Genomic DNA, 6,771 nt, shown 5'->3' with positions numbered 1-6,771 from the left:
AACCGGAGCGGGCGGCGTCGTCCCCGGACCCACCGGACGGCACGTGCACCCGGAGGTCCCCGAAGGACTCCGCGGGGCGCATGTCCTCGGGCCGGGGGAACTCGCGCACCACCTCGCGGGCGCGGGCGGTGACGTCCAGGGCTCGGTAGGCGTCCATCGCGATCACCAGGTCCGCGACGTCCAGGAACGCGCCGGAGCCACCCGTGACGAGGATCGAGGAGATGCCGCGCTCGGCGTACAGGGCGCCCACCCGGTCCACGAAGGGCGTGATGGGCTCCCTGTCCCCGGGGACCATGGCGCGCATGCGCTCGTCCCGGACCATGAGGTTGGTGGCGCAGGTGTCCTCGTCCAGGAGCAGCACCTGGGCACCCGCCTCGACGGCCTCCACGGTGGCGGCGGCCTGGGACGTGGACCCGGACGCGTTGGACGTGCTGAAGTCGCGGGTGTCCGCGCCCGTGGGGAGGTTGTTGATGAACGGGGAGACGTCCGTGCGGGTCACGGCCCGGCCGTCCTCCGCGCGCACCGTCACGGCGGTGGGCAGGGTCACCACGTGCTCGCGGCCGTCGCCGGGAACGTGGCTGTACATCCCGCGCTCCAGCGCCTGCAGCAGGGTGGACTTGCCGTGGTAGCCGCCGCCCACGATCACCGTGACGCCCTCGGGAACGCCCATGCCGCTCACCGTGGAGCCGTCCTCCAGCTCGAGCTCCACGCGCAGCTCCGGCGGGGTCTCGAACGGCACCGCGCCCCGGGCGAGCGGCTCGTCACGGTGCCCGGAGGCGCGGGGCAGCACGGCGCCGTCCGCGACGAACGCCACGAGCCCGCGCTGGGGCAGCTGGGCGCGCAGGTGCTGGGCGTCCAGGTGGGCGGTGACGTGGGCGTCCAGGGCACGCACGTCCAGGTTCGGGAGCCGCAGCGCGCGGTCGACGACGCCCGGCAGCACCTCGGTCAGCAGCCGGTGTGCGGCGTGGCCCTTGATGCGCCGGCCCGCGGCGGGCAGGGCGATCTCGCAGCGTACCTCCACGTGCGGGTCCGCGGCGGCGGGGTCCCCCACGAGGACGGACGAGCGTTCCAGGATCTCCTGGCCCGTGCGCTGGATGGAGATCCCGCCGGAGTCCTTGCCACCGTGGGGCCCCAGCTCACGGGCGGCGCGGGCGAATTCGCGGGTGAGGAAGTCCCCCACCGCCACTCGGCGGTCGTGGGTGGAGATGAGAGCGGCGCCCAGCCCGGTGTCCCCGAGTGGCAGGCGCACCCGCGCCAGGGACGGTGGGGCGTACGGGTCCGACTGCACGCGGTCCAGGACCAGCTCCGCATCCCCCAGCCGCCACGAGCCCTTGAGCTGCTTGTAGGCGCCGTAGCTGCCGCCGTCCAGGCGGCGGAGGGTCTGGGCGAGGTCCGTGCGGGATGTGCTCATGGGTCCATGGCACCACACGAGCGGGGGCGGTGCCACGCGGCGGGCTCAGGCGGCCGGGCGCGGCCGCCACTCCACCACGGTGCGCAGCGCGTCCCCGGAGGGCTTCGCGAACTCCCGCGCGAGCTCCTCCGGGGTGATCGGACCGCCCAGGACCTCACTCCACGGCAGGCCCCGCACCCCCGTGGCGAGGAAGTCCACGGCCTGCTGCAGGTGGCGCGGCTCGTAGTTGTGCACACCGGTCACCGTGCGCCAGCCCCGCACGAGCCACTCGGGATCCACGGGCACGGTCCCGGCGGGAGCCACGCTTCCCGCGAGCACCGCGGTCCCTCCAACGTCCAGCGCGGCCAGGCACGCGGCGACGCCGCCCGGGGCGCCCGAGAGCTCGAGGGCCACGTCCACGGTGCCGGCGCGGGCGGCGTCGTCCGTCACCAGCGCGGCACCGAGCGCGCGGGCCGTGGCGCGGCGGGCCTCGTGCAGGTCCACGGCTCTGACCTCGGCGGCCCCGCGGTCCAGGGCGGCCGCCACTGCCGCGGTCCCGAGCATCCCCAGCCCCGAGACGAGCACCGAGCGCCCGACGAGGTCACCGGCACGTTCGAGCACCGCCATCACGGTGGCGACGGCGCACCCCGCGGTGGCCGCCGCGCCGTCGCCCAGGGAGTCGGGCACCGGGACCACGGCGAGCCCGGCGCGGAGCAGGATGTGGGAGGCGTAGGCCCCGGACAGCGGCCAGTCCCCGTGCCAGGACTCGTGGCCCACCTTGCGGACGCCCTCGCACTTGGCGGTGAGACCCCGGCGGCACGGCATGCACCGCCCGCACGAGCTCGTGACGCCGAAGACCACGCGCTGCCCGGTCCGTAGCGGTTCGCCCGCCACGGTGCGGGCACCCCGGTGGGCCACCACCACCCCCACGCCCTCGTGGCCGAGCACCGAGGGGCACGCCCCGGGCCGCCGACCGCTCACGGTGTGCCGGTCCGACCCGCACACCGTGGCCGCCGCGAGCTCCACGAACGCCTCCCCCGGGGCGAGGGCGGGAACGGGCAGGTCCACGGGACGGAACTCCGCTCCACCGTGCCACACCCACGCGCGGACGGCCCCGGGCAGACCTGTCATGCGTTCGGGGACATCACCGCGTGGGCGGGAAGATCGGCCACGGAGTCCAGGACGATCTCCGCTCCCAGGTCCTCGAAGTCCCCGCGGGTGAGGTGACCCGTGAGGACGCCCACGGAGGTGACTCCCGCCCGCCGCGCGGACTCCACGTCCGAGGCGGTGTCCCCCACGCTCACCACCGCACCGGTGTCCGCGACCCCCGCCCGCTCCATGGCCCGCTGGATCATGAAGGGCTCGGGGCGGCCCGCGGGCACTTCGTCACCGGCCACGGAGATGTCGACGAGCTCCCCGTCCTGCCACCCCAGAGCGCCCAGGATGAGATCCGTGATCTCGCGGGAGAACCCGGTGGTGAGGGCCACGGTGACGCCCCGCGAGCGGAGCTCACGCAGCGCGTCCTCGATGCCGGGCAGGGGTGCGGGCGGGTTCTCGGTGTACGTGCGGCGCAGCTCCTCTCGGAACCAGGACCACGCCCGCTCCAGGGTGTCCTCGCCCGCGTCCACCCCGCCGATGCGGAGCAGGTTCTGGATGGCCCACCGCTTCTCGGTGCCCATCCACTCCTGGAACTGCTCGTCCGTGTACTGCGCGCCGAAGCGCTCGGTGGCCTCGCGCAGCACGCGGTAGACCTCGTCCCGGTCGTCGATCGTGGTGCCTGCCATGTCGAAGACGGCCAGCTGCTTCATGGGTGTTCTCTCTCTCGGGTGTTGATTGCTCGAAGGTGGCGGGGCTCAGCGCACCGTGGTGCGCAGCCACATGGACAGCGCCTCCACGGCCAGGACCACGGCCACCATGAGGAGCAGGATGGTGGTCACCACGTCGAACTGGTTCACGCGGGACGCGTTGAGCAGCAGGAACCCCACACCGCCAGCGCCCACCACACCGAGCAGCGTGGCCGCACGGATGTTGGTGTCCAGGAGGTACATGGTGTGCGCCACGAAGGCGGGGGCGGCCTGTCTCACGGTGGCGGCGAAGAACACTTGAACCGGGGAGGCGCCCGCAGCCCGCACCGCATCCTGCACCGCAGTGTCCGTCTCCTCCAAAGAGTCCGCCACGAGCTTGGACAGCAGCCCCACGGCGCCCACCGCGAGCGCCAGGGTTCCCGCCACGGCTCCCAGCCCGGTGATGACCACGAAGATGATGGCCAGGATGAGCTCCGGGATGCCGCGGACCACCACGATCAGCACCCGGAAGAACGTCCGCACCGCGGTGCTGGCCACCACGTTGTTCGCGGCGAGAACTCCGATGGGCAGTGCCACGACCGCGCCGAGCACGGTGGCGGCGAGCGCGATCTGCACCGTCACGAGCAGCGCTTCGAGCAGGACGTCGAACGAGCCCCCGGTGGAGGGCGGCAGGAAGAGCGCGAGGGTCTCGGGAACCGCGAGCACCCCGTGCCACAGTCCGCTCCAGGAGATGTCCACCCGGAGGAAGGACAGCACGAGCAGCACCGCCAGCACCGCGGCGGCCACGAACCGCTGGACGCGGGAGGCGCTCCACGGCGGGGTGAGGCGTGCCCCGCCGCGGGGAGCTCGGTTGAGGCGGGCGAACGCGGCGTCGGCCCACGTGCGCCGGGACAGTGACACCCCGCCGCGGCGCAGCAGCGCGGCACGGATGGCACCGGAGACCAGCTCCACGGCGATGCACAGCCCCAGGACGATCAGCGCGAGCGCCATGCCGCGCTGGTAGTTCAGGGTGCGCAGCGACTCCGCGATGGCCAGGCCGATGCCGCCCACGCCCACGTACCCGAGCAGCACGGAGGTGCGCAGGTTGATGTCGAACCGGTGCAGGGCGGTGGCCACCACCTGGGGCAGCAGGACCTGCGGGATGGCCGCGGCGATCTGCTGACCGCGGTCCGCGCCGGCGGATGCCACGGAGACGCGGGGACCGTCGTCGAGCTCCTCGATGGCGTCGGCGTAGAGCTTGCCCACCATCCCCACGGAGTGGATGCCCATGGCCACGATGCCCGCGGTGGCACCCAGGCCGAACATGCGCAGGAAGATGATGGCGAGCACGAGGTCCGGGACCGCGCGGGCCAGCACGATCAGGGTGCGAGCGGTCCCGCGCGAGTAGCGGCCCCGCGTGGTGGGGCGGGCCGCGGCGAGGGAGAGCGGCACGGAGATCAGCACGGAGAGGAACGTGGCGAGCAGGACGATCGCCAGGGTGTCCAGGATCAGGCTGACGGTCTCGCCCAGGGGCGGGAAGTCCAGGGGGAACATGCGGCGCGCGAAGCGCACGCCGTTGTCCAGGGAGTGCAGGATCGTGCCGAGGTCGATTCCCAGGGCCCCCAGGGACCACACGCCCGCCACGCACACGGCGGCCATGGTGGCCGCCGCCGCGATGGTGCCCGGACGGGGAGCCGGCCGGGCGGCGGGCGCGGCGGAGGCGGGAGCCGGGCGGAGCTGGGTCTGCGTCACGAGGCCTCCCGCCCCTGCGCGGGGACACCCGAGACGTTCTCGTAGATCCGGGAGGCCTCCACGGCGTCCAGGCCGCTGGTGCTCTGGTTCAGCACGATCCGGCCGCTGCGCAGCCCCACGATCCGGTCCGCGAAGTCGATGGCCAGCTGCACCTGGTGCAGGGAGCTGATGACCGTGAGGTCCTGCTCCACCGCGATCTCCCGGAGCAGGCCCATGACCTCGTTCGCCGAGACGGGGTCCAGGGACGCCACGGGCTCGTCCGCGAGGAGGACCCGGGGGTGCTGCATGAGGGCTCGGGCGATCGCCACACGCTGCTGCTGACCGCCCGAGAGGGTGTCCGCCCGCTGGTACGCCCGGTCCGCCAGACCCACGCGCTCCAGCCGCTCCACGGCCTCGGCGCGGACCTCCCGGGGGTACATCATGAGGGAGAGGCGGGGTCCCTTGAGCGAGCCCAGGCGCCCGGTGCAGACGTTCTCCAGCACGGACATGGGTCCGATGAGGTTGAAGGACTGGAAGATCACGCCGATGTCCCGGCGCAGCGCCCGCAGCCCGCGCCCGGGCAGCGTGGAGAGGTCGTTGCCCAGCACGGTGACCGTGCCGGAGCTCGCACGCTCCAGGCCGTTGATGTGGCGCAGCATGGTGGACTTCCCGGATCCGGAGAGCCCCAGCAGCACGGTGATGGCGCCGCTCGCGAAGTCCATGGTGACGTCGTCGAGGCCCAGGACCCCGCCCCCGAAGTCGCGGGTCACGTGGTCGAAGCGCACCGGCGCGGCGAGCGAGGGCGCGGAGGTCAGGGAGGTGGGTGCTGAGGAGGCTGCGCTGCTGGTCATGGTCATGGTCCTCGTCCGATCAGCCGGCGCCGTGGCAGGCGTCGGCGTTGGTGGCGGTGCAGATGTCCCGGATGGTGTTGTACGTCTCGTCCGTGACGGGGAGGTAGCCGTACTCGATCTCCTCCGGCAGGGTGCAGTCCTTCTCGGAGGTGCAGATCCCCGCTTCCACGAGGGCCGGCTTGTTGGCCTTCTCGCGCAGCGCGGTGGTGATCTTCTCCGCCGTGTCCGCGTCCAGGGTGTCCTTGTTCAGGGCCACGGGGTCCTCGGGGATGGGCTCGGACTCCCACACCTGGCGCAGCTCGTCCTTGCCCACCTGGTTGGAGGACTCGAGGGTCTTGAGCATGCTGTCGTGGGTGAAGGCGGCGTCGCACTGCCCCGACTTCAGGGACAGCAGGGAGGCGTCGTGCCCACCGGCCATGACCGCCTGGACGTCCTTCTCCAGGTCGATGCCCTGGTCCTTGAGCCCCTTCATGGGCACCAGGTACCCGGAGGTGGAGGCGGCGTCCACGAAGCACACCTTCTTGCCCTTGAGGTCCGAGAGCTTGGTGATGTCCGAGTCCGCCCGCGTGTACGCCACGGAGTGGTAGGCGGGATCCTTGGCCTTGTCGTTGGTGGGGGCGGCCACGGCGTCCGCGTTCACGCCGGACTGCTTGGCGATCACGTAGGAGAAGGGGCCGTAGACGGCCACGTCGATCTGCCCGGCGCGCTGGCCCTCGATCACCGCGGCGTAGTCCGAGGCGTTCTGGAACTTCACGGTGGCGCCCGTCTCCTTCTCCAGGAGCTTGGTGATGTTCGAGTAGTCGCTCTCGAGGGACGAGGAGGACTCCGCGGGCACGGCGGCGAACGTGATGGTCTTGTCCTCGGCGTCCGCCGAGCCGCAGCCGGCCAGCAGCGGGACGGAGGCGGTCAGCAGTGCGGCGGCCGCGAGCGAGCGGGAGAGTGGGGTCTTCACACGGGTGTCCTTCGACGTGGGTGGGTCGGGCGTCAGTGGTGACGGTGCGGACTGCCCCCAGGC

At 72.8% G+C, this 6,771-nt stretch carries 6 protein-coding genes; all 6 read right to left on the bottom strand.

All coding sequences use genetic code 11. The annotated features are described in order from the left end of the window. On the bottom strand, positions 1 to 1,411 hold a 1,411-nt coding region (locus Q4A22_RS00555), incomplete at its 3' end, for an ABC-ATPase domain-containing protein (protein WP_303176588.1). A 45-nt stretch (positions 1,412 to 1,456) separates the two neighbouring features. Next, positions 1,457 to 2,521: a zinc-binding dehydrogenase gene (locus tag Q4A22_RS00550; protein WP_303176587.1), complete on the bottom strand. Its 1,065-nt coding sequence runs from the start codon at positions 2,519 to 2,521 to the stop codon at positions 1,457 to 1,459. After that, positions 2,518 to 3,198, bottom strand: a complete 681-nt coding sequence (locus tag Q4A22_RS00545; RefSeq protein WP_303176586.1) for a phosphonatase-like hydrolase — start codon at positions 3,196 to 3,198, stop codon at positions 2,518 to 2,520. The genes Q4A22_RS00550 and Q4A22_RS00545 overlap by 4 nt, the downstream gene beginning before the upstream one ends. Before the next feature lie 45 nt (positions 3,199 to 3,243). Continuing rightward, complete coding sequence (gene phnE, locus Q4A22_RS00540) at positions 3,244 to 4,926, bottom strand: phosphonate ABC transporter, permease protein PhnE (RefSeq protein WP_303176585.1); 1,683 nt, start codon at positions 4,924 to 4,926, stop codon at positions 3,244 to 3,246. Then, positions 4,923 to 5,756, bottom strand: coding sequence for a phosphonate ABC transporter ATP-binding protein (phnC, locus tag Q4A22_RS00535; RefSeq protein WP_303176584.1), 834 nt, complete (start codon positions 5,754 to 5,756; stop codon positions 4,923 to 4,925). The genes phnE and phnC overlap by 4 nt, the downstream gene beginning before the upstream one ends. A 19-nt stretch (positions 5,757 to 5,775) precedes the next feature. After that, on the bottom strand, positions 5,776 to 6,708 hold the full coding sequence (locus tag Q4A22_RS00530; protein WP_303176583.1) for a phosphate/phosphite/phosphonate ABC transporter substrate-binding protein: 933 nt from the start codon (positions 6,706 to 6,708) through the stop codon (positions 5,776 to 5,778). Positions 6,709 to 6,771: the final 63 nt, after the last annotated feature.

The sequence above is a fragment of the Kocuria sp. genome (genome assembly GCF_030530945.1).
Classification (GTDB): Bacteria; Actinomycetota; Actinomycetes; order Actinomycetales; family Micrococcaceae; genus Kocuria.
This window is presented reverse-complemented; position numbering and strand designations above follow the sequence as displayed.

Bases quoted from the DNA above. Each gene is read 5' to 3' on its own strand.
- Q4A22_RS00550 (WP_303176587.1), bottom strand. From the start codon at position 2,521: ATGACAGGTCTGCCCGGGGCCGTCCGCGCGTGGGTGTGGCACGGTGGA.
- Q4A22_RS00545 (WP_303176586.1), bottom strand. From the start codon at position 3,198: ATGAAGCAGCTGGCCGTCTTCGACATGGCAGGCACCACGATCGACGAC.
- phnC (WP_303176584.1), bottom strand. From the start codon at position 5,756: ATGACCAGCAGCGCAGCCTCCTCAGCACCCACCTCCCTGACCTCCGCG.